18 protein-coding genes are annotated in these 24,650 nt (G+C 68.8%); 14 read left to right on the top strand and 4 right to left on the bottom strand.

Going from position 1 to position 24,650, the window contains the following annotated elements:
• The first annotated feature begins 17 nt into the window (after window positions 1-17).
• From ACNQQL_RS13855 to ACNQQL_RS13865, 3 genes are all read left to right on the top strand, one after another.
• A complete protein-coding gene (locus ACNQQL_RS13855; protein ID WP_347064426.1) occupies window positions 18-1,085 on the top strand; it encodes an HlyD family secretion protein in 1,068 nt (355 codons plus the stop codon).
• On the top strand, window positions 1,082-2,506 hold the full coding sequence (locus ACNQQL_RS13860; RefSeq protein WP_072437963.1) for an efflux transporter outer membrane subunit: 1,425 nt from the start codon (window positions 1,082-1,084) through the stop codon (window positions 2,504-2,506). The genes ACNQQL_RS13855 and ACNQQL_RS13860 overlap by 4 nt, the downstream gene beginning before the upstream one ends.
• Window positions 2,507-2,655: 149 nt before the next feature.
• Window positions 2,656-3,627, top strand: a complete 972-nt coding sequence (locus tag ACNQQL_RS13865; protein WP_072437962.1) for a LysR family transcriptional regulator — start codon at window positions 2,656-2,658, stop codon at window positions 3,625-3,627.
• Between the two features lie 75 nt (window positions 3,628-3,702).
• Here the strand turns inward: ACNQQL_RS13865 and ACNQQL_RS13870 are convergent, their stop codons facing one another.
• The 3 genes from ACNQQL_RS13870 to ACNQQL_RS13880 form a co-directional block, all read right to left on the bottom strand.
• The gene (locus ACNQQL_RS13870; protein WP_072437961.1) at window positions 3,703-4,377 is read right to left on the bottom strand and encodes a response regulator transcription factor; all 675 of its coding nucleotides are present in this window, start codon (window positions 4,375-4,377) and stop codon (window positions 3,703-3,705) included.
• 106 nt (window positions 4,378-4,483) lie between these two features.
• Window positions 4,484-4,927: a response regulator transcription factor gene (locus ACNQQL_RS13875; protein ID WP_256260627.1), complete on the bottom strand. Its 444-nt coding sequence runs from the start codon at window positions 4,925-4,927 to the stop codon at window positions 4,484-4,486.
• A gap of 31 nt (window positions 4,928-4,958) precedes the next feature.
• Complete coding sequence (locus tag ACNQQL_RS13880; protein WP_204420705.1) at window positions 4,959-6,443, bottom strand: winged helix-turn-helix domain-containing protein; 1,485 nt, start codon at window positions 6,441-6,443, stop codon at window positions 4,959-4,961.
• Between the two features lie 86 nt (window positions 6,444-6,529).
• On the opposite strand from ACNQQL_RS13880, the gene ACNQQL_RS13885 reads away from it, so the two are divergent.
• Entirely contained in the window at window positions 6,530-11,884 is a 5,355-nt protein-coding gene (locus tag ACNQQL_RS13885) for a trifunctional serine/threonine-protein kinase/ATP-binding protein/sensor histidine kinase (protein ID WP_347064427.1), read from the top strand.
• Window positions 11,885-11,932: 48 nt separating this feature from the next.
• Here ACNQQL_RS13885 and ACNQQL_RS13890 read toward each other — a convergent pair whose 3' ends face one another.
• Window positions 11,933-13,210: an NAD(P)/FAD-dependent oxidoreductase gene (locus ACNQQL_RS13890; protein WP_347064428.1), complete on the bottom strand. Its 1,278-nt coding sequence runs from the start codon at window positions 13,208-13,210 to the stop codon at window positions 11,933-11,935.
• A gap of 217 nt (window positions 13,211-13,427) precedes the next feature.
• Between ACNQQL_RS13890 and ACNQQL_RS13895 the strand changes: the two genes are divergently transcribed.
• The 10 genes from ACNQQL_RS13895 (at window position 13,428) to ACNQQL_RS13940 (ending at window position 24,595) form a co-directional block, all read left to right on the top strand.
• On the top strand, window positions 13,428-13,700 hold the full coding sequence (locus tag ACNQQL_RS13895) for a UBP-type zinc finger domain-containing protein (protein WP_347064429.1): 273 nt from the start codon (window positions 13,428-13,430) through the stop codon (window positions 13,698-13,700).
• 199 nt (window positions 13,701-13,899) lie between these two features.
• Window positions 13,900-14,382: a VOC family protein gene (locus ACNQQL_RS13900; protein ID WP_347064430.1), complete on the top strand. Its 483-nt coding sequence runs from the start codon at window positions 13,900-13,902 to the stop codon at window positions 14,380-14,382.
• Between the two features lies 1 nt (window position 14,383).
• Complete coding sequence (locus ACNQQL_RS13905; protein ID WP_347064431.1) at window positions 14,384-15,610, top strand: FAD binding domain-containing protein; 1,227 nt, start codon at window positions 14,384-14,386, stop codon at window positions 15,608-15,610.
• A gap of 75 nt (window positions 15,611-15,685) precedes the next feature.
• Window positions 15,686-16,045 carry a DUF485 domain-containing protein gene (locus ACNQQL_RS13910; protein WP_072437954.1) on the top strand — a complete coding sequence of 120 codons (360 nt, stop codon included), beginning with the start codon at window positions 15,686-15,688 and terminating at the stop codon, window positions 16,043-16,045.
• On the top strand, window positions 16,042-17,688 hold the full coding sequence (locus tag ACNQQL_RS13915) for a cation acetate symporter (RefSeq protein ID WP_347064432.1): 1,647 nt from the start codon (window positions 16,042-16,044) through the stop codon (window positions 17,686-17,688). Before ACNQQL_RS13910 ends, ACNQQL_RS13915 begins: the two co-directional genes overlap by 4 nt.
• 41 nt (window positions 17,689-17,729) lie before the next feature.
• Window positions 17,730-18,863, top strand: a complete 1,134-nt coding sequence (locus ACNQQL_RS13920) for an amidohydrolase family protein (RefSeq protein ID WP_072437952.1) — start codon at window positions 17,730-17,732, stop codon at window positions 18,861-18,863.
• A gap of 169 nt (window positions 18,864-19,032) precedes the next feature.
• Window positions 19,033-20,157 carry an FAD binding domain-containing protein gene (locus ACNQQL_RS13925; protein WP_347064433.1) on the top strand — a complete coding sequence of 375 codons (1,125 nt, stop codon included), beginning with the start codon at window positions 19,033-19,035 and terminating at the stop codon, window positions 20,155-20,157.
• Between the two features lie 399 nt (window positions 20,158-20,556).
• Window positions 20,557-21,837, top strand: a complete 1,281-nt coding sequence (locus tag ACNQQL_RS13930; protein WP_347064434.1) for a cytochrome c — start codon at window positions 20,557-20,559, stop codon at window positions 21,835-21,837.
• On the top strand, window positions 21,834-22,334 hold the full coding sequence (locus ACNQQL_RS13935; RefSeq protein WP_072437949.1) for a (2Fe-2S)-binding protein: 501 nt from the start codon (window positions 21,834-21,836) through the stop codon (window positions 22,332-22,334). Before ACNQQL_RS13930 ends, ACNQQL_RS13935 begins: the two co-directional genes overlap by 4 nt.
• Entirely contained in the window at window positions 22,334-24,595 is a 2,262-nt protein-coding gene (locus ACNQQL_RS13940) for a xanthine dehydrogenase family protein molybdopterin-binding subunit (RefSeq protein ID WP_072437948.1), read from the top strand. The genes ACNQQL_RS13935 and ACNQQL_RS13940 overlap by 1 nt, the downstream gene beginning before the upstream one ends.
• The last annotated feature ends 55 nt before the right edge of the window (window positions 24,596-24,650 follow it).

Genomic DNA, 24,650 nt, shown 5'->3' on the forward strand with positions numbered 1-24,650 from the left:
CGCGCAAGCATAGCGCGATGCGACAAACCCTGTCTTTTCGATGGAGTATCCCGATCGTGACCACGAACCCGCCGGACACGCCGCCCACTTCCGCCGCGCGCTCGCGCAAATGGCCGATCGTATCGATCGCCGGATGCGCGCTGTTGCTCGTCGCGCTGCTGGTCTATGAATTCGACGCGCATGATCGCGGCACCGACGACGCGTACGTGACGGGCCACCTGCACGTGATCTCGCCGCGCGTGGCCGGCACGGTCGAGCGCGTGCTGGTGAACGACAACCAGTTCGTGCACGCGGGCGCCCCGCTCGTGCGGCTCGACCCGCGCGATTTCGACGTGCGCGTCGCGCTGCAGCGGGCCCGCGTCGCGCAGGCGCGCTCCGATGCGAGCCGCGCGAAGGCGCTGGTCGAGCAAGCGGAAGCGACGCTCGTGTCGGCGCATGCCGACGCCGAAAAGGCCGAGCTCGACTACGCACGGGCACGCGAACTGACCCGCGAAACCCCGCGCGGATTGTCGCAGCAGGAATTCGACGCCGCCAACGCGGCGCGCAAGTCCGCCCGCGCACGCATCGAGGCGGCCGACGCGCAGCGGCGCAGCGCGCAGGCCGCGCTGCAGGCCGCCGATGCCGTGTCGAACCAGAACGACGCCGAGTTGCGCGATGCGGAGCTCCAGCGCCAGTACACGACCGTCGTGGCGCCGTCGGACGGCTACGTCGGCAAGAAGACCGTCGAGACCGGCGAGCATGTCGCGCCCGGCCAGGCGCTGCTCACGCTCGTCGAACCGCACCCGTGGGTGGTCGCGAACTTCCGCGAAACCCAGCTCCGGCACGTTCGCGCCGGCGACGTCGTGCAGTTGCGCTTCGACGCGCTGCCGGACCGGACCTTCAGCGGGCACGTCGACAGCCTGTCGCCCGCGACCGGCGGGCAATTTGCGCTGTTGCCGCCCGACAACGCGACCGGCAACTTCACGAAGGTCACGCAGCGGGTGCCGGTCAAGATCCTGCTGGACGGCCCGGCCTCGGCCGAACCGCGCATTCGGCCCGGCCTGTCGGTCGTCGTCTCGCTGCAACGCGGCCGCACGCAGCCATGACCCGCATCGCCGCCCTGCTCGCCGCCGGCCTACTGAGCGCGTGCACGATCGCGCCGCAGCCGCTCGCCCCCGTCGCGGTCGGAGCCGACCGGTTCCGCCATGCGGATGGGCCCGACGAACCCGCACCGTCGCTCGTCGAATGGCCCGCATCGTTCGGCGCTCCGCCGCTCGTCGCGCTCGTCGATGCCGCGCTCGCCGGCAACCACGACATCCGCGCCGCCGCGGCGCGCGTCGACCAGGCGCAGGCGCTGCTCGGCGTGCGCGAAGCCGCACTGGCGCCGACCGTCGGCGTCGATCCGTCGTTCAGCCGCTCGCGCGTATCCGGCACGGTCGACAACGCGTTGCCGAAACGCACGATGCACAACTGGTCGGTGCCGTTCAACGCCAGCTATGAAGTCGATCTGTGGGGGCGCCTGCGCGGCGATGCGGAGATCGGCCGGCAGAACGTGCTGCAGGCAGACGCGGATCGCGCGGCCGTTCGCCTGCGCGTCGCGACCGACGTCGCGAGCGATTACCTGACGCTCCATTTCGTCGAGCAGGATCTCGCGACGCTGGCCCGCGCGATCGAACTGCGACGCACCGCACTCGATGTGATCGCCGCGCGCGTGCGGGCCGGCGCGGCAAGCGATCTCGATGCGCTGCGTGCGGCAGCCGATCTCGATACGGCTCGCGCCGATCTCGCGGACAGCCGGCGGCTGCGCGAAAACCTCGTCGACGCGCTCGCCGTGCTGACCGGCGTCTCGCCGAGCGCATTCTCGGTCGCGCCGACCGCCTCCGCCATGCGCGTGCCGGAGGTGCCGCCCGGCCTGCCGTCCGCGCTGCTCGCGCAACGGCCGGACGTCTATGCGGCGGCGCGCCGCGTCGACGCGGCATCGCTCGAAATCGGCGTCGCCCGCACCGCGTGGCTTCCGACCTTGACGCTGACCGCCCAGGGCGGGTTCGCCAGCCGCGACCTCGGCACGTTTCTCGACCGCAACAGTTCGCTATGGGGCCTCGGCGCGAGCGTGGCCGAAACGGTATTCGACGGCGGCAAGCGCGAAGCCGCGGTGGCCGCCGCGAAGGCAGGCGCGGAACTCGCCGACGCGAACTATCGCGCGACCGCGCTGAGCGCGCTGCGCGAGGTTCAGGACGCACTCAACGACATCGCCGCGCAGAAAGAGCGGATCGTTCGCTACGACAGCGCGGCGCGCGCCACCGAAGCGGCGGCGCGATTGTCGCTGAACCGTTACGGGCACGGCTACGTCAGTTATCTCGAGGTCATCGACGCGGACCGGGACGCACTGAATGCGCGGCGCCAGCTGATTCATAGCCGCCAGGCACTCGCGATCGCGACGGTCAATCTCGTGCGCGCGCTGGGCGGCGGGTGGACACCGCCCGCGGCGAGACCGTCGGACGTCGCGAATCGCGCGGACCGGTTCTGAAAAAAACATCAACGCGCCCTCGACTTCCGTTCAAACGGTCTCACGTATTTTCATATCGCTCTTAAGCTTACCTAACGTTTTTTGTGTTGCCCGGTACCGGTGTGCCGCATAGATTGGTCACATACGAATCCACGGAAGCGAGACCTGTCATGGATCGCCTGAAAACACTCGAGATACTCAAGACGGTTGCCGAACAAGGCAGCTTCACGAAAGCCGCCGAGGCCCACCGGCTCGGCGTCCCCTGCATCAGCCGCGCGATCCGGTGCCTCGAGACGTCGCTCGGCGTGCTGCTGTTTCACCGCACGACGCGCAAAGTGACGCTGACGCGCGTGGGTCAGGACGTGCTCGAGCAGGCGCTCGCGTTGCTGCAGCAGTACGAGCACTTTTCCGTATGCTGTCACGCCAATGCAAGCGAGATGCAAGGCGATATCTCGATCGAGGTCTCGAACCTGTTCGGCGTAGATCGCCTGGTGCCCGTCCTGGCCGAGTTCAATCGGCAGCATCCGCTCGTGCGAATCCGCGTCGACTGGGTCGATCACCCGAGCGCGGCCCTGAGCGGCGCAACGGATCTGTCGATCGTCACCGAACGAACGTCGAGTCTGACGTGCGTCGAGCGGGACCTCGGGCGCATCCCGATGGGCCTATACGCGAGCCCGCGGTATCGGGCCGCAGGCGGCACGGCGGACACGCCGCAGGCACTCGAACGCATGGATGCGCACGGCAGCAAACCGGGTAGCGGCGGCTCGGCATGGCCGCTGCGGCACCGGCGTACCGGCGCGACCGCCGAGATACGGCTGGCCGGCGCGATCCGCTCGAACTGCCTCGATACGCTGATTCTCGCGACGACGCGCGGCACCGGCTTCGCCGTGCTTCCGGAGCATCTCGCGCGGCCGCTCGAGCGCGACGGCGAACTCGTTCGCCTGCTGCCCGACTGGCAGGTCGGCGATCTCGGCGCGTCGCTGCTCTATCACTCGCGCCGGAACCTGCCCGTGCGCATCAGAACGCTCGCCGAACATCTCGTCGCCGCGTTCGACGGCAGCCCCGACGCCCGACCGGCAGCGCGGCGCGACGCGCACGTCGTCACGCACGCCGCGGATGCCGACAGCGAAGTGGCCGCATGAACGCCGTCGCCCGCGTCATCGCGGCCCTGCCCGCCGAAGCCGGCGCCGTTACGTCGACCGCGCCGGCACGCCCGCTCAGTCGCGTGCGCCGGCCGGGCGCACGCCCAGCGCTTCGGCTTGCCGCACGAGATCCGGCAGCGTGCGAACCTGCATCTTCTTCATCACCTGGGCCCGATGCACCTTCACCGTGATTTCCTGCAGGCCGAGATTCGCCGCGATCTGCTTGTTCATCAGGCCCGCGACCACCTGGCTCATCACTTCGCGTTCGCGCGGCGTCAACGACGCATAGGCCTGGCGCACCGCGTCCAGCGCGCGCTCGCGCTCGAGGCGCTCGCCGTCGCGGGCCAGCGCATGGCCGACGGCATCGAGCATCGCTTCGTCGTCGAACGGCTTCGTCAGGAAATCGAGCGCGCCGCCCTTCATCGCCTTGACCGTCGTGGCCACGTCGCCGTAACCGGTCATGAACAGGATCGGCACGTTCAGGCCCGCACGTACCGCTTCCTCCTGAACGGCCAGCCCGCTCTCGTCGACAAGACGCACGTCGAGGATCAGGCAGCTCGGCACGTCGGGCCGCTCGAACGCGAGAAACGCCCGCGACGACGCGAACGTCTCGACGCGAAACCCCGCCGAACGCAACAGTGCGCTCAACGCGCGCCGCAGCGTTTCGTCGTCGTCGACCACATAGACGATCGGCGCGGAATCGCCCGCGCCCCGGTTGCCGGCCGACGTCATGTCCAGCGTGCTCGTCATTGCATTCCCTGTGTATGCATCCGCTTCATTATCGAATGATAAACTAAGAAAAAGCCGAGCGGAACCGCCACGCCTCACGCGGCGCGGCCGGTCGACGGGCCGCCGCTCACGCGGGAGGCGCGCCGGATGCGACCTGATCGATCAGGTTGAGCATATCGTCCGATGGAAACGGCTTGCGCAGGAACGCGACCGCGCCTTGCGCGAGCGCGCGGCGCACCGACTCGTCGTCGCCGTGCGCCGACATCAAGATGACCGGAAGCATCGCCTTGCGCTGAACCAGCAGGCGTTGAACGTCGAGACCGCTCATACCCTTCATCTTCAGATCGACCAGCACGCAAGCCGCGCCGTCCAGCGGGCCGGCCGCGAGGAATTCCTCGCCCGACGCGAATGGCAGTGCGGTATGGCCAGCCGATTTCAGCAAGCTGGCAAGACTCTTACGGACCGACGCATCGTCATCGATGATGCAAACAATGGCCATGAAATGAGAACCTGAGAATTTTGTCAATCCAGAACATCGCGACGCGGCTTGCGCCGCATCGACAGGCGTCACCGCCGCGCGCGACGCCCGCACAACCCGTGTGTCATGCCCACGGTCCTGCCACCAGCAGCGGTTGCGCGGGCGCTGCCGGCGTCGGCGGCAGTGTATCCGCGCGTTCCTCGCCGACGAAGGACGCACACCGGGCATGGACGCGGCCGGCCTCGCCCGACTCCGCCAGCTTCTCGAGCGCATACGCGCGCACGACCTCCAGCAGCGAATAGCGCTTCGAGAGCCCGACCGAATGAACGACCAGCAGCGATTTCGATGCAAGACTGGCCAGGCAGTCGAGCACCCGGGCGGCGCCCAGTTCGTCGCAGGCAGCCAGCGCGCACGCCGCATCGAGCCGGAACGCATCCGGAAACACCGCGATGCGGCACAGCACGGTGCGCTCCGCATCGTCGAGCAGCCGATAGCTCCATTCGATCGTGGCCCTGAGGGTCTGCTGGCGCGGATGGGCCGTACGCAGGCCGCCGGACAACGACAGGACGGACTTGTCGAGATCGGCTGCCAGCCCCTGGATCCCGAGCAACGCGACCCGGGCCGCGCCGAGCTCGAGCGCGAGCGGCAGGCCGCTCAGGCGGCGGCAGATGGTCGCGATCGCGTCCAGCGTCTTCGTGTCCGCGGGCATGTCGGTGCCCATCGCGCGAGCCCGCGCCAGAAACATGCGGACGGCGCCGCACGCGACGATCTCGCCGTCGTTCGCGCCGGCCGGCGGCGCCGGCAGCGGGCCGACGCGATAAACGCGTTCGCCCGCGACACGCAAGGGTTCGCGGCTGGTCACGACGAGTGTCGCGCCGGCATTCGCCTCCGCGATCGCTTCGCAGAGGTCCGCCAGATCGTCGACGTGCTGCTCGGCATTGTCGAGCACCAGCATGACGCGCTGCTCGCCGATCGCACGCACGACGTCGGCGGGTTCGGCGCCGGGGCTGCCCGGCAGGTCGAGCGCGTCCAGCACCGCCGACGCCACCGTCGCGTCGCCCTGCCAGCCGGCGAGATCGATCCGGACCATCTCGATGCCGCGCACCGCCGACCAGGCCGTGGCGACATCCAGCGCGAGATGTGTCTTGCCGACGCCGCCGGGGCCGACCAGCGTGACGAGCGCCTCTCGCTCGAGCAGCACGTGCAACTCGGCCGCTTCCTGCTCCCGGCCGATCAGCGGACATTTGCGCGGCACCGCGCCCGCACGGACGCCGCCTGCCGGCTCGAATCCGGCCGGCAGGCGCTCGGCGTGGTCCGGGTCGACCGGCGGAGCGAGCCGATAACCGCGGCCCGATTCGGTCCGTATCCACCCGTGCTTGCCGCCGAACAGCTTGCGCAGCGTCGAGATGTGCACCTGGATGTTGTTCTCGACCACGATCGTGTTCGGCCACACGGCTTGCATGATCTCGTCCTTCGACACGAGCCTGCCGGCCGCCTTCACCAGCAGCTCGAGAATCTCGAATGCCCGGGCGCCGATATACCGGGGCTGCCCGTCGACGCAGACTTCGCGGCACTCAAGGGAAACCGTCACCCGCCCGAACGTGTACATGATCCGCACTCGCTTATGCTGCTCCGCACCTTGCGCCGCCTCGCGAGGCGGCGCCCTCTGTTCCGGCCGCCCAGTCGCAGCGATGCGTGTCGGAAGGCCTGAACCCATGGTATGGCGCGACAGGCGCGCCGACCATTATCTATAGGTTTAGTCGGGTACCGGCCTGCCCGGTCGTCGGGAACGGCGTGTGCCGGGGGTACTGCAAATTTCCTCAGGCTGGCGGACAATGCACGGCGCCGCCCAGACGCGCGCAACCCAGCCCGGCCGCCCCCGTTTTACGCGCCGGTTTCGCCCTGCTCACCCAGCCTGACCCCACCGTGAACCAACCCTTGCGAGACTCGGACGACACGAAGCGAATGGATGCCGACTGGCTGGCGCGCGCCCGCATGTCGAATGCGGTCCGTTCGGGCGACGTGCTCTGGTTCGACCTCACCGACGCCGGGACGAGGCGCGTATGGTCCGCGTGCCAGACCGGGTGGGAATCCGACCAGCGCTGCCGGCAATTCGAGCACGAATACGCATTGAACGAAGCGCTGGAACCGGCGTGGGCGATCATGCCGGTTGCGCTGATCCGCGCCGCGGACGGCCCGGTGCTCGTCTATCCTCGCCCGGACGTGCGTGCGTTCGACACGCTGGCGGACGGGCGGCTGCCGCTCGACGTCTTTCTCGACGCCGCGATCCAGGCCGCGCGCACGCTCGGGCAGCTTCATCGGCGCGGCTGGCTGCATGGCGATCTGCAACCGGCCAGTTTCGCCATCGCGCCGGACGGTACGGTCATGCTCCGCTCGTTCGCCCATGCGTGGAATCGTCGGACGGAACGAGCCGCGGCGAGTACGATGCGCACGGATTTCGCCGCCTACGCGGCGCCCGAAGTATCCGAAGGCTCATGCGTCGACGAGCGCTCCGACCTGTACGCGTTCGGCATCACGCTGTTCCGCCTGCTGACGGGCGCGATGCCTTACAAGGCCACGTCGACGTCCGAATGGATCCACGCGCACGTCGCGATGCAGCCGTCGCCGGCCACGACCTTTCGCGACGACCTGCCTGCGATCCTGAACGACCTGATCCTGAAACTGATCGCCAAGGAGCCCGCCGATCGCTACCCGTCCTGCGAAGCGGTCCAGCACGATCTCGAACGTATCCGGCGCGACTGGCTGGCGGCTGGCCGCGTCGAGCCGTTCGCGCTCGGCGGCAGCGATCCGCTCGCCGGGTTGCACGCGCCCGACCTGCTGGTCGGCCGTGAAGCCGAATCCCGCCGGCTCGAGGCGGTGCTGGCGGCCGTATCGCAAACCGGCGAGACGGCCATCGTGCTGATCGACGGGCCGGCCGGCGTCGGCAAGACCGCGCTGGCCGAGGACTTCATGCGCCATGCGCGGGCGGCGTCGCGCACGGCCTGGTGCACGTCGGCGAAGGTCGATCAGTTCCAGCCCGCGCGGCCCTACGCGCCCGTGCTGCAGGCGTTGCGCTCGCTGTTCGGCAGCGCGCTGGCCAGGCGCGACGACGAAATCGCGGCGATTGCCGCGCGGCTGCGCGACTGCGTGGGCCGTCAGGCCAACCTGCTGTCAGGCATCTTCCCGGAGATCGCGTGGTTGCTCGATGTCGAGCCCGTCGCGTTCGACCATACCGGTGCGATTCCGGAATTTCACCTATGCCAGATCGTCGTGAATGCGTTCCGTGCGTTCGCGGCGCCGGCGGAACCGCTCGTCATGGCGCTGGACGACATCCAGTGGGCCGACGACGCGACGCTCGCGTTTCTCGCATCGATCGCCGTCGATCCGCCGGCCAATATCTGCGTCGTTGCCGGTTATCGAAGCGGGCCGCAGCACGACCACCCGCCGGCATTCCGCCGCTTCCTGCGCCAGCTCGACCCCACCCGCCTGTCGGCCCTGACGCTGGCGCCGCTCGACGCACCCGACGTCACGCGCATGCTGGCCGGCCTGCTCGGCGAGGCGCCGGACCGGCTGTCCGGGCTCGGCGACATCGTTCACCGCAGGACGGGCGGCAATCCGTTCCACATCCAGCAGTTGCTGCGCACGCTGATCGACGAGCGGCTCCTCGGCTACGACCCGGTGCGACAAACGTGGCAATGGGATGCGGCCGACATCGACGCGCGCCGCCCGACCGAGAATGTCGTGAGCCTGCTCGCGATCCGGATGCAGCGGCTGCCGCACGAATCGAGAACGCTGCTGTCGCTGCTGGCCTGTATCGGCACCGACGCCGACGACGCGCTGTTGTGCGCCGCCGCCGGCAAGACGTGGGCCGAACTCCGCTTCTGGCTGGACCCCGCGCGCCAGGCGGGCCTCGTGTCGCTCTCCGGCAACCGCTGGCGCTTCGTTCACGACCGCATCCTCGAGGCCGTCTACGCGGTCATCGGGCGGGCGGAGCGCGCGCTGTGCCATGCCCGGATCGCCGCCGCGATGCTCGGGCGCGCGGACGCGCAGTCGACTGAATCCCGGCTGGAACTCGCCGCCCAGATCGAGCAGGCGAAAACCGCACCGCTCGACGGCGCGCTGGCACTCGCATTCGCGGATGCCCTGGTCGCGGCTGCCGAGGCCGCGGCGATCGTCGCCGCGCGCGATCGCGCGCTGTCGTTTCTCGCGACCGCGCAATCGCTGCTCGGTCCTCACGCATGGTCGCAACACTACGGTCTCGCGAGCCGGATCGGCATCCTGCGCAGCGGCCTGCTGCTCGCGACCGGCGAAACCGCACAGGCATCCGAAGCGATCGACGAGCTCATGGCGCGGACGCGCACGCCGGCCGATCGCGCCGAGGCCCACCGGCTGAAGGCCGCGCAGCTCACGGTGGAGTCGCGCTACCGGCAGGCCGTCGACGTCGCGCTGGCCGGGCTCGCGCTGCTCGGCGTCGTACTGCCGGCCGAGCCGGTCGAGGCCGATCTCGCAGCGGCGTGCGACGCCGTGCGCGATGCGCTCGATGGCCGCGCCATCGGCGAACTCGTCGACCTGCCCGTGATGACGGACACGCGCGTCGAAGCCGCGATGGCGCTGCTGACCGCACTCGAAGCCGCGATGTTCTATCCGAGCGGCGGGCTGATGCTGCTGCATTTCGCGACGATGGTCCGGCTGACCCTGCGCCACGGCGTCACCGCCGCGTCGGTGCAGGGGCTCGCGTGGTACGGCGTCAGCATTGCCGGGCACCACGACGCGTATGAGGACGGCCTCGAATTCGCGAAGGTCGCGCTCGCGCTGGTCGATCGCCACGGCTTCGAGCGCTACCGCTCCGCGACGCTGATCGCGCTCGACCAGGTGAGCGTCTGGACCCGGCCGCTGTCGTACGCGCTCGAGCGCGCGCGCGATGCGAAAGCGGCGGGCAATGCGAGCGCCGAGCTGCGCTGGATGTGCTACAGCTGCAACCACATCGTCAGCGATCTGCTCGCGATGGGCGAAGCGCTGCCGGCGATCCGCGACGAGATCGATCCGCTGCTGCAGATCGCACGCGGTGCGCGTTACGACGACATCGTCGACCTCGTTTCCACCCAGTCGGAATTCGTCGACGCGCTGCAGCTCGGCTACCACCGGCCGATCGGCACCTGGCGTGCCCGTGCGTCGACGAAGACGCCGATGTCGGTCCTGCAGTTCTGGACCGACGTGCTCGCCGGCCAGGCGGCCTTCATTTTCGGCGACGCGGACGCGGCGCGCGCGTCGCTCGACGCAGCCGCATCGAGCGCGTGGTCCACTCCCGCGCACATCATGCTGTCCGACTTCCACCTGTTCGGCGTGCTGGCCGGCATCGCGAGCGACCGCGGCGCCACGCCGCCCGGGCGGCTGCTCGAACGCCATGCGCCGCAACGCGCCCGCTTCGCCGCGTGGAGCGAACGCAACCCGGGCACGTTCCGCAACAAGCTCGCGCTGATCGATGCCGAATTCGCACGCGTGCGCGGCGAACATATCGTCGCGATGCAGCAGTACGAGGCCTCGGCCAGCCTCGCGGCGGAACACGGTTTCGTGCACGAACAGGCGCTCGCGCACGAACTGGCCGCGCATCACGCCACGTCGCTCGGGCTCGCCGGCCCCGCCCGTCATCAGCTGCGGCTCGCCCATGCGTGCTACCGGCGCTGGGGTGCGGCCGGCAAGGCGCAGGCGCTGGAAGCGCAGCATCCGTTCCTCGTGATGGACCCGTCGCCGGGCGGCCCGGCCATGCCCGCGCGCGAAGATCTCGATTTCTCGCTCGCGATGCGCGCGGCCCATTCGCTGTCAGAGGAAATCGTGCTGGAGCGCCTGATCCAGACGCTGATGCGCAACATGATCGTGTATGCCGGCGCGCGTTATGGCCTGCTGCTGCTCGCCCGGCACGACCGGCTGACGATCGAGGCCGCCGCGCGGACCGTCGGCAGCGACGTGATCGTCGACATTGCCCGCAGCGAACCCACCGAGCAGGATGTCCCGCTGTCGATCCTGAACACCGTCGCCCGGACCCGCAAGCCGGTCGTGCTCGCGAACGCGCAGCGCGAGGGCGTTCCCGACCACGCCGACAGCCTGCGCGCGCACCCGACGCGCTCGCTGTTCTGCCTGCCGCTGTTGAAGCAGGGTGCGCTGATCGGCGTGCTGTATCTCGAGAATGCATTGTCCAACGGCGTGTTTTCGCCGCGGCGCATCGCGATGCTGGAAGTGCTCGCGCCGCAGGCGGCCAATGCGCTCGAATCCGCGCGGCTCTACGCGGAACTGATCGACGAAAACACGCGCCGGCTCGAGACCGAGGCCGCGCTGCGGCATGCACGGACCGAGCTCGCGCGCACCGCGCACATGACGGTGATGGGAGAACTGGCCGCGTCGATCGCGCATGAGATCAATCAGCCGCTGACGAGCATCGTGTCGAGCGTCGGCGCGTGCATGCGCTGGCTGCGCGGCGCGCAGCCCGATCTCGGCGAAGCGCTCGCAAGCCTCGAAGACATCCGTGCGTCCGGCGTGCGTGCGGCCGACATCGTCCGCGCGTTGCGATCGCTCGCACGCCAGGCACCGCCCGCGCTGGCGCCGCTCGCGATCGACGACCTGATTCGCGACATGCTGCATCTCACCGCAACCGAAATCGACGCGAAGCAGGTCGCGCTGCGCGTCGACCTGCATTGCAGCGACATCCGCGTGATGGCGGATCGCACGCAGATCCAGCAGGTGATCCTGAACCTGGTCACCAACGCGCTCGACGCGATGGACGGACTGGCCACGGCGCGCGAACTCGAGATCGCGTCGCAGGTCGGCGACGATTACGCGGTCGTCTTCATTGCCGACCGCGGCGCCGGCATCGATGCCGACATCGCGAACCGGATCTTCGATCCGTTCTTCACGACGAAATCGCACGGCATGGGGATGGGCCTGGCGATCTGCCGCTCGATCGTCGAAGCGCATGGCGGCACGCTCGAAGCCGCGCCGCGCGACGGGAACGGCACCGTGCTGACGTTCCGGCTGCCGATTTCGACGACGCGCTGACGCATGGGCCGAGCGCGCGGCGGAACCGGCGCGCGGCTCGGGCTCGGCTCAGGCTCGGGTGCCGCTCGGCCGATGCGCGTCTTCGCCGAGGAACCGGTGCACGAACGTCACGGCCATCGCCCCTTCGCCGACCGCCGACGCCACCCGCTTGACCGAACCCGACCGCACGTCGCCCGCCGCGAACGAACCGGGCACGCTCGTTTCCAGATAGTAGGGCCGGCGCTCGAGCGGCCACACGCGCTCGAATGCCGGGCAGTCGTACAGGTCGCTGCCGGTCACCAGATAACCGCCCGGATTGCGGATGATGTTCGTATCCCGGGCCCATTCGGTGTTCGGCGCACCGCCGATGCAGACGAACAGGTGCGTGGCCGGCAGCACGTCGCGCGCGCCGTCTTCCGAACGCAGCACGATCGCTTCGAGCCGGCCGTCGCCGTGCAGCGCATCGACGGTCGTGCCGTACCGTACCGTCACGTTCGGCGTGCGCTCGATCCGGTCGATCAGGTAGCGCGACAGCGTCGCCGCCAGCGACGCGCCCCTGACGATCATCGTGACTTCGCGCGCGTGCCGCGCGAAGTTCATCGCGGCCTGGCCCGCCGAATTGCCGCCGCCGACGATGAACACGTGCTTGCCTTCGCACATCGGCGCTTCGCTCGATCCCGCGCCGTAGAACAGGCCGGCGTTGAGAAACTTCCGTTCGTCGGGCAGGCCGAGACTGCGGTATTCGATCCCGGTCGCGCAGATGTTCGAGCGTGCGGTCAGGATCGAGCCGTCGGCCAGGTCGACGCGAATCTTGCCGTCGACGAACGTCGCGTGCACGCCCTCGCGCATCATCAGCAGCTCGACGCCGAACTTGACCGCCTGCCGGCGCGCGCGCTCGGCCAGCTCGGCGCCCGGAATGCCCTCCGGGAACCCCATGTAATTCTCGATCAGCGAACTCGTTCCCGCCTGCCCGCCGATCGCATCGCGTTCGATCACGACGGCGCGCAGCCCTTCCGACGCCGCGTAGACGGCCGCCGACAGGCCGGCGGGACCGGCGCCGTAAATCGATACGTCGTACTCGATGAAGCGAGGCCGTGCGACCCAGCCGAGCTTCGCGGCAATCTCCGGCAGCGTCGGCTGGTAGATGCGTGAGCCGTCCGGAAAGATGACGACCGGCAAGCGGATATCGCGCAGCGGCGCGATGCCCAGCTCGCGCGCGCAATCGGTGTCGGACGTCAACTCGCACCATTCGTACTCGATCACGCCGCGCTTCAGGAAGTCGCGGATTGCGTAGGCCTCCTTGCTGTTCGGCAAACCGATTACCTTGACATGCTGCGGCTGAGTCATGAACGCCTCCCGGTGACCGTCGTGTCGGATCTCGCCCGGACCTCGCGCCGGGCGCACTTGCGACTGTACGTCCCCTTGCCGCCCGGGTTGACGCGCTTAATAAGAATTAAGGTCCGCGCGCGACACGACCGTCCACAATGCACCGTATCCAACCCCGCTCGCAGCTTCGCGCCGGCCGCGCTGCGAGCGATCTCCGGCGCCGGCATCGGAGCGGAAGATGACCACGACCTGCACCCATCTCGGCGAAGCGCGCATCCTGACCACCGACAAGGACTACTGCGAGGAATGCGTGAAGTCCGGCAGCCAGTGGGTGCATTTGCGCCTGTGCCTGACATGCGGGCACGTCGGCTGTTGCGACTCGTCGCCGAATCGCCACGCCAGCCGGCATTTTCATGAAACCGGCCACCCGCTCGCGCGTTCGATCGAACACGGCGAGCGCTGGGTCTGGTGTTATGCGGACGACGTGATGGCCGGCGAGATCGCGTCGTAACGCGCCGCGCGCCGGGATCCGGCGCCCGCGCGCGCCCGTGTCCCACGACGGGCCGCCCGTCGCCCCCACCTGCCGACATCGATCCGGCACCTTTCCGGACCGCGGGTTAACACCGTTCGATCGCGCCTTTGTCATGCCGATCTTTTCGGCTATAGTTTATCGAACGATAACTTATCTATCGATAAACAAGGAGTCTCCCATGCCCGTATCCAGACTCGCGCACTACTCGATCCGCACGCTCGATCTCGAGAAATCGTGCCGCTTCTACGAACGTGTGCTCGGCTTCAAGCGCGGCTACCGGCCGCCGTTCGACTTTCCCGGCGCGTGGCTCTACAAGGGCGGCGACGAAGCCGATTACGGCACGGTCCACATCATCGGCGTCGATCCGGCCAACCCCGACGGGCTCGCGGCCTATCTCGGCGACAAGGACCTACCCGCAACGGGCACCGGCACCGTCGACCACATCGCGTTCCTCGCGACCGGCGTCGAAGCGATGTGGAACACGCTGCGCGCGCAAGGCATCGCGTGGCGCGACCGCACGGTGCCGAGCCTCGGGCTGCACCAGGTCTTCATCGAGGATCCGTCCGGCGTGACGATCGAGCTCAACTACCCTGCCGCCGAGGTCGCCGGCCTGGCGCTTCCCGCCGCGGCCGGATCGGCCGGCGCCCCCCACGGAGACTGACATGAACGACAGCACTTCGACGAACCGCAAGGCCGCCATCATCGGCGGCTCGCTGGGCGGCCTGTTTGCCGCGAATCTCCTGCTGCGCAACGGCTGGGACGTGGACGTGTTCGAACGCGTGCCCGAGGCGCTCTCGGGCCGCGGCGCCGGCATCGTCACGCATCCGGAACTGTTCGACGTGATGCTCGCCTCGGGCGTGCGCATCGACGAATCGATCGGCGTGAAGGTCGCATCGCGCATCACGCTGGCCAGAGACGGCACCGTGGCGTCGGAACGCGGGCTGCCGCAGACGCTGACCGCGTGGAGCAAGATGTACCACGTGCTGCGCGCGGCACTGCCCGACCAGCATTACCACTCGGGCGCCGTCGTCGCAGATGTCGCGGACGGGCCTGATCGCGCATCGGTCACGTTGTCCGACGGCTCGGTCGTGCACGCCGATCTCGTGATCGCGGCCGACGGATTCCGCTCCGCGATCCGCGATAAATTCCTGCCGGACGCACGGTTGCAGTACGCGGGCTACGTCGCCTGGCGCGGGCTGGTCGACGAAGCCGGCCTGTCGGACGCGACCCACGCGACGCTGTTCGGCAAATTCGCGTTCGGGCTGCCGCCGCACGAGCAGATCCTCGGCTATCCGGTCGCCGGCCAGGGCAACAGCACGAAGCCGGGCGAACGCCGCTACAACTTCGTCTGGTATCGCGCGACCCGCGAAGACACCGACCTGCCGAACCTGCTGACCGACGAGACCGGCAAGCTGTGGGCGGGCGGCATTCCGCCGACGCTGATCCGCCGCGACGTCCTCGACGACATGGAATACGCGGCGCACGCGCTGCTTGCGCCGCAGTTCGCCGAGGTCGTGGCGCGTGCGACGCAACCGCTGTTCCAGCCGATCTACGACCTCGAAGTGCCGAACATGGCGTTCGGCCGGATCGCGCTGCTCGGCGACGCCGCGTTCGTCGCACGGCCGCATTGCGGGATGGGCGTCACGAAAGCCGCCGGCGATGCGCTCGCGCTTGTCACGGCACTCGCCACGCGCACCGACCCGCTCGACGCACTGTGCGAATACAGCGAAACGCGCACCGCGTTCGGTGCCGCGATCGTGCAGCACGCGCGCCATCTCGGCGCCTACATGCAGGCGCAACTGAAGGACGACACCGAGCGCGCAATGGCCGAACGCTATCGCACGCCGGAAGTCGTGATGCGGGAAACCGCCGTTCCGCCGCATTTCTGAGCGCGGGCGGGCGCCGCGTGCGAGACGCGCGGCGCCCGCTGCCCGGCCAGGATACCCAAACCAGAAGGAGACACCGTGAACCACCCGATTCCGGCTGCCGCCGGCACCGCATCCGACCTGGACGCGCCGGCGCAGGCCACGCATCCGCTGCTGCGCGATGCCCGCTTTCGCGATCTCGTCAGGCGCAGAAGGCTGTTCGCCTGGTCGCTGACGCTCGTCATGCTCGCCCTCTATTTCGCGTTCATCCTCACGCTGGCGTTTTCGCCGACGCTGCTCGGACAGCCGATCGTGCAGGGCCGGCCTACCCCGTGGGGCATCCCGGTCGGTTTCGGCATGTTCGTCGTCACGTTCGCGCTGGTCGCGCTTTACGTGTATCGGGCCAATTCGGTGCACGACACGATCGTCGCGTCGATTCGTCACGGAGGCGATCAATGAAACGCCTGCTCATCGCATCGATCGCCGCCGTCGCCGCCGTCGGCCCGGCACCGGCGTTCGCGGCCGGCCCCGCGGCGGCGCTGGCGCACAGGCACAATCCGGTCGCGATCGGCATGTTCCTGCTGTTCGTCGCGTCGACGCTTTTCATCACGCGCTGGGCTGCGCGCAGGAACAACAGCGTGGCCGACCACTACGCCGCCGGCGGCAAGATCACCGCGTTCCAGAACGGCTGGGCGATCGCCGGCGACTACATGTCGGCGGCGTCGCTGCTCGGCATCTCCGCGCTGGTGTTCACGAGCGGCTACGACGGCCTGATCTATTCGGTCGGCTTTCTCGCGAGCTGGCCGATCATCCTGTTCCTGATCGCCGAGCCGCTGCGCAACCTCGGCAGGTACACGCTCGCCGACGTCGTGTCCTATCGCCTCCGGCAACGGCCGATCCGCGCGTTCGCGGCGTCGAGCTCGATCGTCATCGTGCTGCTGTACCTCGTGTCGCAGATGGTCGGCGCGGGCAAGCTGGTCGAACTGCTGTTCGGCCTGAACTACACGGTCGCGGTGCTGATCGTCGGCGTGCTGATGGTCGTCTACGTGTTCTTCGGCGGGATGCTGGCGACGACCTGGATCCAGATCATCAAGGCCGTGCTGCTGCTCGCCGGCGCGGCCTTCATGGCGATCATGGTGCTGAGCCGTTTCGGCTTCAGCCTCGATGCGCTGTTCGCGCAGGCGATTCTCGTGCATCCGAAACATGCGGCGATCATGCGCCCCGGCGGCCTGGTATCCGATCCGGTCTCGGCCGTGTCGCTCGGTCTCGCGCTGATCTTCGGCACGGCGGGCCTGCCGCACATCCTGATGCGCTTCTTCACGGTCGGCAACGTCAACGCGGCCCGCAAGAGCATCCTCTATGCGACCGGCATCGTCGGGGCCGGCTATGTGCTGATCGTCATCATCGGCTTCGGCACCATCGCGCTCGTCGCGTCGGACCCGCAGTACCGCGACGCATCCGGCGCCATCGCGGGCGGCGCGAACATGGTCGCGGTCCATCTCGCGCATGCGGTCGGCGGCGACGTGTTCCTCGGCTTCATCTGCGCGGTCGCATTCTCGACCATCCTGGCCGTGGTCGCCGGACTGACGCTCGCGGGTTCGTCGGCGATCTCGCACGACCTGTATGCGAACGTGCTGCGTCGCGGCCGCGCTTCGGATCAAGAGGAAATGCGCGTGGCGCGCGGGACGACCCTGGTGCTCGGCGTGCTCGCGATCCTGCTCGGCATCGCGTTCGAAAAGCAGAACATCGCGTTCATCGTCAGCCTCACGTTCTCGATCGCGGCAAGCTCGAACTTTCCCGTGCTGCTGCTCTCGATCTACTGGCGCGGCCTGACGACGCGCGGCGCGGTACTGGGCGGCCTGACCGGGCTCGCCACCGCCGTGACGCTCACCGTGCTGAGCCCGACCGTCTGGGTGCAGGTGCTCGGTCATGCGCATGCTGTCTATCCGTACGAATATCCGGCGCTGTTCTCGATGGCGGCGGCATTTGCCGGCGTCGTCCTGTTCTCCGTCACCGACCGCTCGGCCCGTGCGCAACGAGAGCGCGAGCAGTTCGACACGCAGCTCGTCGCCTGCGAAATGGGCATGACGCAACGCGGCTGAGCCGCACGCCCCGAAAAAATCGCTATCCCGTGGGAGACACCATGTTGAACTGCACCTGCTGCATGTCGCCGGCACGGCGCCGCCTGCTCGGCGCGTTGGCCGCGCTCGCCGGCACGGCCGTCGCCGGACGCACCGCATCCGCAGCCGACACCGCGAGCGCACCGGCCGCCTCGGCCGCCGTGCCGCGGCACCGGCCGCGCTCGATCGACATCCACGCGCACTACTACCCTGAAAGCTTTTGCGATCTGGTCGGCGGCGAAGGCAAGCGCTTTGGCGGGTCGTTCGCGTGCGACGATGCGTCGTTCACGTTCCGGACGCCCGCCGGCGGCCTCGGGCCGCTGCCGATGAAGTTCATCGACGTCGACGCGCGGCTCAAGGACATGGATGCATCCGGCGTCGACGTCCAAGCGCTGTCGCTCAGCGTGCCGATGGCGTACTGGGGCGACCGGCCGTTCAACGCGAAGCTCGCGCGCGACTGGAATTCGGCCGCGTCGCGCGTCTACCGGCGGCACCCGACGCGGTTCGTCGTACTCGCGACGCTGCCGATGCTGAACGCGACCGATGCGATCGACGAACTCGAGCGCGCTGCGCAGTTGCCGGGCGTGCGCGGCGTGTACATGGGCACCAACATCGACAACCGCGATCTCGACGATCCGCTGTTCGCTCCGGTGTTCGCGCGCATCGAGCAACTGGGCCTGCCCGTGTTCCTGCATCCGCAGCAAACCGTCGGCGGCGCGCGGCTCGGCGATTTCTACCTGAGCAACCTGCTCGGCAATCCGTTCGATACGGCGATCGCGGGCTCGCACCTGATTCTGGGCGGCGTGCTCGACCGCCACCCGAACCTGCACGTCACGTTGCCGCATGCGGGCGGCGCGCTGCCGATCCTCGTCGGGCGCCTGGACGCGGGCTGGACCGTGCGCCCCGAAACGCGCCGGCTCGCGCACAAGCCCAGCAGCTATCTGCGGCGCTTCAGCTACGACACGGTGTCCCATTCGGGGCCCGTGCTGAAGTTCCTGATGGAGAACGTCGGGGTCGACCGGCTCGTACTCGGCAGCGACTACTGCTTCGACATGGGCTACGAGCAGCCGGTCCGCTTTCTCGACCGGCTCGACCTGACGGCGGAACAGCGTTCGATGATACTCGGCGGCAATGCGGGCCAGCTGCTCGGGATCTAGCGGGCAAGCAGCCATATGGAAACTTTCGACCCGCGCCTGCACCGTCGGCGCAGGCCGTTGCCGGACCTGGCATCATCCGGCGAACCGGTGCGTGCCGGCATGCAACGCCACGCATCACGACGGACGGACGGCGACACACGCCGCCGGCCGAACACGGGAATCACGCACGATGAAGATAGTCATTGCAGGCGGATCGATCGCGGGTCTCGCGGCCGCGCTGACGCTCGATTGCATCGGACACGACGTCATGGTCTGCGAGCGCTCGCCGACGCCGCTGCGCGGCCAGGGCGGCGGCGTGGCCGTGTTGCGCCGGATGATGGCGTTTCTCGAACGGCATGGCCGGCATTGCCGCCAGACGATCAGCGTGCCGACGCATCGGCGGCGCTGGATCGATCGCGACGGCGTCGTCACGCGGGACGAACCCGAAATGCTGCCGTTTTCGTCATGGGACGCCGTCTACCGCTCGCTGTGCGAGACGCTGCCGCGCGGGCGCATCCATTACGGCCGCACGGTCACCGGCTTCGACCAGGACGCGGACGGTGTCGACGTATACCTCGCAGACGAACGCATCCGCGCGGATGTGCTGATTGCAGCCGACGGCTCCGGCTCGAACCTGCGCGCGCACCTCTTCCCCGGCTATACGCCGTCGTTTGCCGGCTACCTCGCATGGCGCGGCATCGTCGACGAAGCCGAATTCGACGCCGCGTCGATCGCATCGCTGGTCGAGAACATGACGCTTCACAAGGCGCCGGGCGAGCTGTTCATGGCGTTCCTGATTCCCGCGCTCGACGGCTCGCTCGTGCCGGGCACGCGCCGGTTCAACTGGCTGTGGTATCGCAACGAAGCCGATCCGGATGCGCTGCGCCGGCACCTGACGGATCGGGACGGCCAGCTCCATCACGCGTCCGTGCATCCGGGGCAGCTTTCCGACGACACCGTCGCGACGCTGCGGCAGCTCGCGGGCGAACGCTTGCCTGCTTCCCTGTCGCAACTGGTGCTTGCGACGCGCGCGCCGTTCAACCAGGCGATTTTCGACGCACTGAGCCCCGGCTTCGTCGACGGCCGCGTCGCGCTGATCGGCGACGCGGCCTGCACCGTGCGCCCTCATACGGCATCCGGCACGTCGAAGGCGGCGAGCGATGCCGTGTCGCTCGCCGAAGCGCTGCCGGCGGACGCGACCGATGTCGTCGAGCGCTTGGCGTCATGGTCTGCCCGGCGGCGGGAAGAAGTGACGTCGCTGCTCGACAAGGGTCCGCAACTTGCCGCGTCGTTCGGCCTCGGCACGCCACGCTGACGCATGTGCGCTGGCGCCGGGATGCAGCATGCGCGCGTTCAGAACGTTTCAGCGCAGCTTCAGGAAATGGCGTCGGCGCCCGCGTAGACTGCCTCCCATCATCCACCGCGCGGGCAAACAGCCCTCGCGCGGCCCCCACCCATGGAGTAACGACATGATCTCCGCCGCGAATCGCTGTCGCCGGGCACGCTTGTCATCGCCGAATCGATCGGCAATGCTGTGCCGCCGAACGTCCGTCGCGAACACGCGCAAGCCGGGCCACGCTCGTGGGCCCGCCTGTCGCGACAACCGGATCCGCGCTGCCGCGCGCGATCGTCATGCGGACGTGCGCGGCCGACGCGCCGTCTATTGCCCCGCCTGTCGAATGACGCCGGACGAACCGGTTCGCGTGGAGCGCGCATGAAGCACAAGCGACTCTGGTTGGGCGCCGCAGGCGTCGCGATCGCCGGCCTGGCGGTCGCGATCGGCATCATGGTTCGGCCGTTGATCGCGCCGATCGATCCGCCTGCCCGCGCATCGTTCGATCCACAACTGATCAAGGCCGGTGCGCGCGTGGTCGCGCTGGGCGATTGCGTCGTCTGCCACACCGCGAAGGACGGCAAGCCGTTCGCGGGCGGGCTGCCGCTCGCGACGCCGTTCGGCACGATCTACGCGACCAACATCACGCCGGATGCCGACACCGGTATCGGCCGCTGGTCGCGTGACGCGTTCGCGCGCGCGCTGCGCAGCGGCATCGCCCGCGACGGCCATCCGCTCTACCCGGCCTTTCCGTACATTCACTTCACGCGGATGTCCGACGACGACATCGCAGCCGCTTACGCGTACCTGATGACCCGCGAGCCGGTTCGAACGAAGACGCCGGCGAACGACCTGATCTTCCCGCTCAACTTCCGGCCGCTGGTCGCGTTCTGGAACGTGCTGTTCCTGCGCGAAGGCGCATACCGGCCGGACCCGTCGCAATCCGCGCAATGGAATCGCGGCAAGGCGCTCGTCGACGGCCTCGGCCACTGCGCGTCCTGCCATTCGCCGCTGAATGCGATCGGCGGCGAACAGTCGGGCAAGGCGTTCGACGGCGGCATCGTCGACGGCTGGGAAGCACCGCCGCTCAATACGCTCGGCCACGCGGTGCGGCCGTGGACGCAGGCGCAACTCGTCACGTACCTGCGCACCGGCCGCGCGAGCGAGCACGGCGCGGCCGCCGGACCGATGCTGCCCGTCACGCGCGATCTCGCGACGGTGCCGGCCGAGGATGTCGAGGCCATCGCGGCCTACATCCTGTCGATCCAGAAGCCGGCTGCCCCGCGGCCTGCGACGAGCGCCGCCGAACGCCATGCGACGACGCCTGCCGGCCAGCGCGGCGCGGTGCTGTTCCAGGCATCGTGCGCGCAGTGCCACGGGCCTGCATCGCCGATGCAGTCGATCGGCGAACGGCCGACGCTCGCGTTCGGCACGGCAGTCGCCGCCGACACGCCGCGCAACGCGATCCAGATGATGTTCAACGGGATCGGCTGGCACGGCGAGGACACGCTGAACTACATGCCGTCTTACCTCGACCAGTACGACGACGCGCAGATCGCGGACCTCGCCGCATACCTCCGCGAAACGTACACCGATCGCCCCGCGTGGAGCGGCATCGACACCCTGGCCGCGAAACTCAGAAAGGAGGACAGCGCGCGATGATCACCCTCACCGTGAATGGCGTGCGGCACACGCTCGACATCGATCCGTCCACGCCGCTCCTTTACGCGCTGCGCAACGACCTGCACCTGCACGGCGCGAAGTTCGGCTGCGGCCTCGGGCAATGCGGCGCGTGCACCGTGATCGTCGACGACAAGCCGATGTTCTCGTGCCTGATTCCGGTCGCCGCGGTCGGCGAGCGCCGCGTCAGGACCCTCGAGAGCCTCGGCACCGCCGAGCATCCGGGCAAGCTTCAGCAAGCGTTCATCGATCATCAGGCGGCGCAGTGCGGTTATTGCATCGCGGGCATGATCATGCGCGCGCAGGCGCTGCTGGAACGCAAGCCGAAACCCACCGAACACGAGCTGCGCACGCACATGGAACCGAATCTGTGCCGTTGCGGCACGCACATGCGGATCCTGGCGGCCGTGCGCCAGGTCGCGGGCCTGCCGGACCCGGAACCGGCCGCAGCTCCCGTCACGATCAGCAAGGGACTCTGATGAACCCACCCGACGATATCGACGAAGGCCGCCGGCACTTCATGGTTTCCGGCGCGCTGTTCGTCGCGTTCAGCCTCGCACCGGCCGCGCGCGCCGCCGCCGAGGTCGTGATCGCGGACGAAGGTGCGGCCGTCCACGTGTCCGGGGCCACCGAAACGCTGGCCGGCAGCCTGAAGACCAATCCGCTGCTGGACGCGTGGATCAAGATCACGCCCGACGGCAAGGTCACCGTGTTCACGGGCAAGGTCGAGCTCGGCACCGGCGTGCGCACCGCGTTGCTGCAGGTGGCCGCCGAGGAGCTGAACATGAAGCCCTCGCTGATCACGTTCCTGACCGCCGATACCGGCGCGTCGCCGGACGAGGGATTGACGGCCGGCAGCCACACGATGGCGGACAGCGGCTCCGCGCTGCTGAACGCCGCCGCGCAGGTGCGCGGGCTGCTGGTCGACGGCGCGGCGAAGCAGTTCGGCGTCGAGGCGCGCCTGCTCACCGTCGCCGACGCGGTCATCAAGGCGCCGGACGGCCGCACGATGCGCTACGGCGACGCGGTCCGCACCGTCGACCTGCATCGCCGCGCGACGCCGACGTCGCCGTTGAAGAGTCCGGGCACGTTCGCCGTGATCGGCACGTCGCTGCCGCGCGTCGACATTCCGAACAAGGTCACGGGCGGCGTCAGCTACGTGCAGGACATGACGCTGCCCGGCATGCTGCATGCGCGCGCCGTGATGCCGCCGGTGTACGACGCGAAGCTGCTGTCGTTCGACGAAGCCGCGATCCTGAAGATGCCGGGTGTCGTGCGGATCGTGCGCAACGGCAGCATGCTCGCGGTGGTCGCGCAGGGCGAATGGCAGGCGGTCGTCGCGCAGCGCGCACTGGCCGCCGGCTGCCGCTGGTCGCCCGGCCGGGCGCTGCCCGATCGCGACACGGTTCACGAGGACCTGAAACGAATCTCGACGCAGCGCATCGAGATCGCCGATACGCATGCGCAAACCGCGCCGGCGACGAAGACGCTGTCCGCCACGTTCCTGAAGAACTACCTGCTGCACGGCTCGATCGGGCCGTCCTGCTCGGTCGCGCATCTCGAGAACGGCATGCTGACCGTGTGGACCCACTCGCAAGGCGTCTACCCGCTGCGCGACGCGCTCGCCGAGATGCTGTCGATGCCGAAGGCGAACGTCCGCTGCATTCACACCGAGGGCTCCGGCTGCTACGGGCACAACGGCGCGGACGACGCGGCCGCGCATGCGGCGCTGATCGCGGCCGCGATGCCCGGCAAGCCGATCCGCGTCCAGTGGATGCGCGAACAGGAACATACGTGGGACCACTTCACGCCGGCGATGGTCACCGAGCTCAGCGCGTCGCTCGACGCGAGCGGCCGCATCGTCGACTGGAAATACGCGCTGTGGAGCAGTTCGCACAACGAGCGGATCGTCAACGCCGGCCGGCTGCTGCCCGCGCGCATGCTCGAGCCGCCGTTCGTGCCCGCACCGTCGACGCCGATGCTGCAACCCGAGGGCGGCGGCGACCGCAACGCGATCCCGCTGTATGCGCTGCCGAACATGCACATCGTCAACAACTTCTCGCCGACGATGCCGCTGCAGACGTCGGCGATGCGCTCGCTCGGCGCGCACACGAACGTCTGGTCGATCGAAAGCTTCATGGACGAGCTCGCGCACGCGGCCGGCGTCGATCCCGTCGAATTCAGGCTGCGTCACATGCAGGATCACCGCGCGAGCCAGGTGATCAAGCTCGCCGCGACGAAATTCGGCTGGCCGCGGCCGCCGCGCGAACGCAACCGCGGCGTCGGCTTCGCATTCGGCAAATACAAGAACCTGATGGCCTACGTCGCGATCGCGGTCGAGGTGTCGGTCGTGCCTGAAACCGGCCAGGTGACGCTCGAACATGCGGAAGCGGCCGTCGACGCGGGCCAGATCGTGTCGCCGGACGGCATTCGCAACCAGATCGAGGGCGGTATCATCCAGTCCGCGAGCTGGACGCTGTACGAGGCGCTGAAATACGATACGCAGCGCGTGCGCAGCTTCGACTGGAGCAGCTATCCGATCCTGCGCTTCTCGGCGGCGCCGCAAAGCGTGCGGGTCAATCTGATCAATCGCCCCGGCGCGCCGTTCCTCGGCGCGGCCGAGGCGTCGATGGGACCGACCGCCGGCGCGCTTGCCAACGCGATCTTCGACGCGACCGGCCAGCGCCTGCGCGAGATGCCGTTTGCGGGCGACGCGCTCAGGAAACGCATCGACGCCTAGCGGCACGACACGACAAATCGCGCCGGCATGAACCGGCGCGGACAACAAACAGGCT

The organism is Burkholderia sp. LFS061, assembly GCF_047978125.1.
In the GTDB taxonomy this organism is placed as follows: Bacteria; Pseudomonadota; Gammaproteobacteria; order Burkholderiales; family Burkholderiaceae; genus Burkholderia; species Burkholderia pyrrocinia_C.

What these genes read in the sequence shown, in the direction of transcription:
- ACNQQL_RS13925 (WP_347064433.1), top strand. Translation starts at nt 19,033, where the DNA reads ATGAAGATAGTCATTGCAGGCGGATCGATCGCGGGTCTCGCGGCCGCG.
- ACNQQL_RS13890 (WP_347064428.1), bottom strand. Translation starts at nt 13,210, where the DNA reads ATGACTCAGCCGCAGCATGTCAAGGTAATCGGTTTGCCGAACAGCAAG.
- ACNQQL_RS13855 (WP_347064426.1), top strand. Translation starts at nt 18, where the DNA reads ATGCGACAAACCCTGTCTTTTCGATGGAGTATCCCGATCGTGACCACG.
- ACNQQL_RS13905 (WP_347064431.1), top strand. Translation starts at nt 14,384, where the DNA reads ATGAACGACAGCACTTCGACGAACCGCAAGGCCGCCATCATCGGCGGC.
- ACNQQL_RS13865 (WP_072437962.1), top strand. Translation starts at nt 2,656, where the DNA reads ATGGATCGCCTGAAAACACTCGAGATACTCAAGACGGTTGCCGAACAA.
- ACNQQL_RS13895 (WP_347064429.1), top strand. Translation starts at nt 13,428, where the DNA reads ATGACCACGACCTGCACCCATCTCGGCGAAGCGCGCATCCTGACCACC.
- ACNQQL_RS13935 (WP_072437949.1), top strand. Translation starts at nt 21,834, where the DNA reads ATGATCACCCTCACCGTGAATGGCGTGCGGCACACGCTCGACATCGAT.
- ACNQQL_RS13920 (WP_072437952.1), top strand. Translation starts at nt 17,730, where the DNA reads ATGTTGAACTGCACCTGCTGCATGTCGCCGGCACGGCGCCGCCTGCTC.
- ACNQQL_RS13940 (WP_072437948.1), top strand. Translation starts at nt 22,334, where the DNA reads ATGAACCCACCCGACGATATCGACGAAGGCCGCCGGCACTTCATGGTT.
- ACNQQL_RS13860 (WP_072437963.1), top strand. Translation starts at nt 1,082, where the DNA reads ATGACCCGCATCGCCGCCCTGCTCGCCGCCGGCCTACTGAGCGCGTGC.
- ACNQQL_RS13870 (WP_072437961.1), bottom strand. Translation starts at nt 4,377, where the DNA reads ATGACGAGCACGCTGGACATGACGTCGGCCGGCAACCGGGGCGCGGGC.
- ACNQQL_RS13930 (WP_347064434.1), top strand. Translation starts at nt 20,557, where the DNA reads ATGAAGCACAAGCGACTCTGGTTGGGCGCCGCAGGCGTCGCGATCGCC.
- ACNQQL_RS13880 (WP_204420705.1), bottom strand. Translation starts at nt 6,443, where the DNA reads ATGTACACGTTCGGGCGGGTGACGGTTTCCCTTGAGTGCCGCGAAGTC.
- ACNQQL_RS13915 (WP_347064432.1), top strand. Translation starts at nt 16,042, where the DNA reads ATGAAACGCCTGCTCATCGCATCGATCGCCGCCGTCGCCGCCGTCGGC.
- ACNQQL_RS13900 (WP_347064430.1), top strand. Translation starts at nt 13,900, where the DNA reads ATGCCCGTATCCAGACTCGCGCACTACTCGATCCGCACGCTCGATCTC.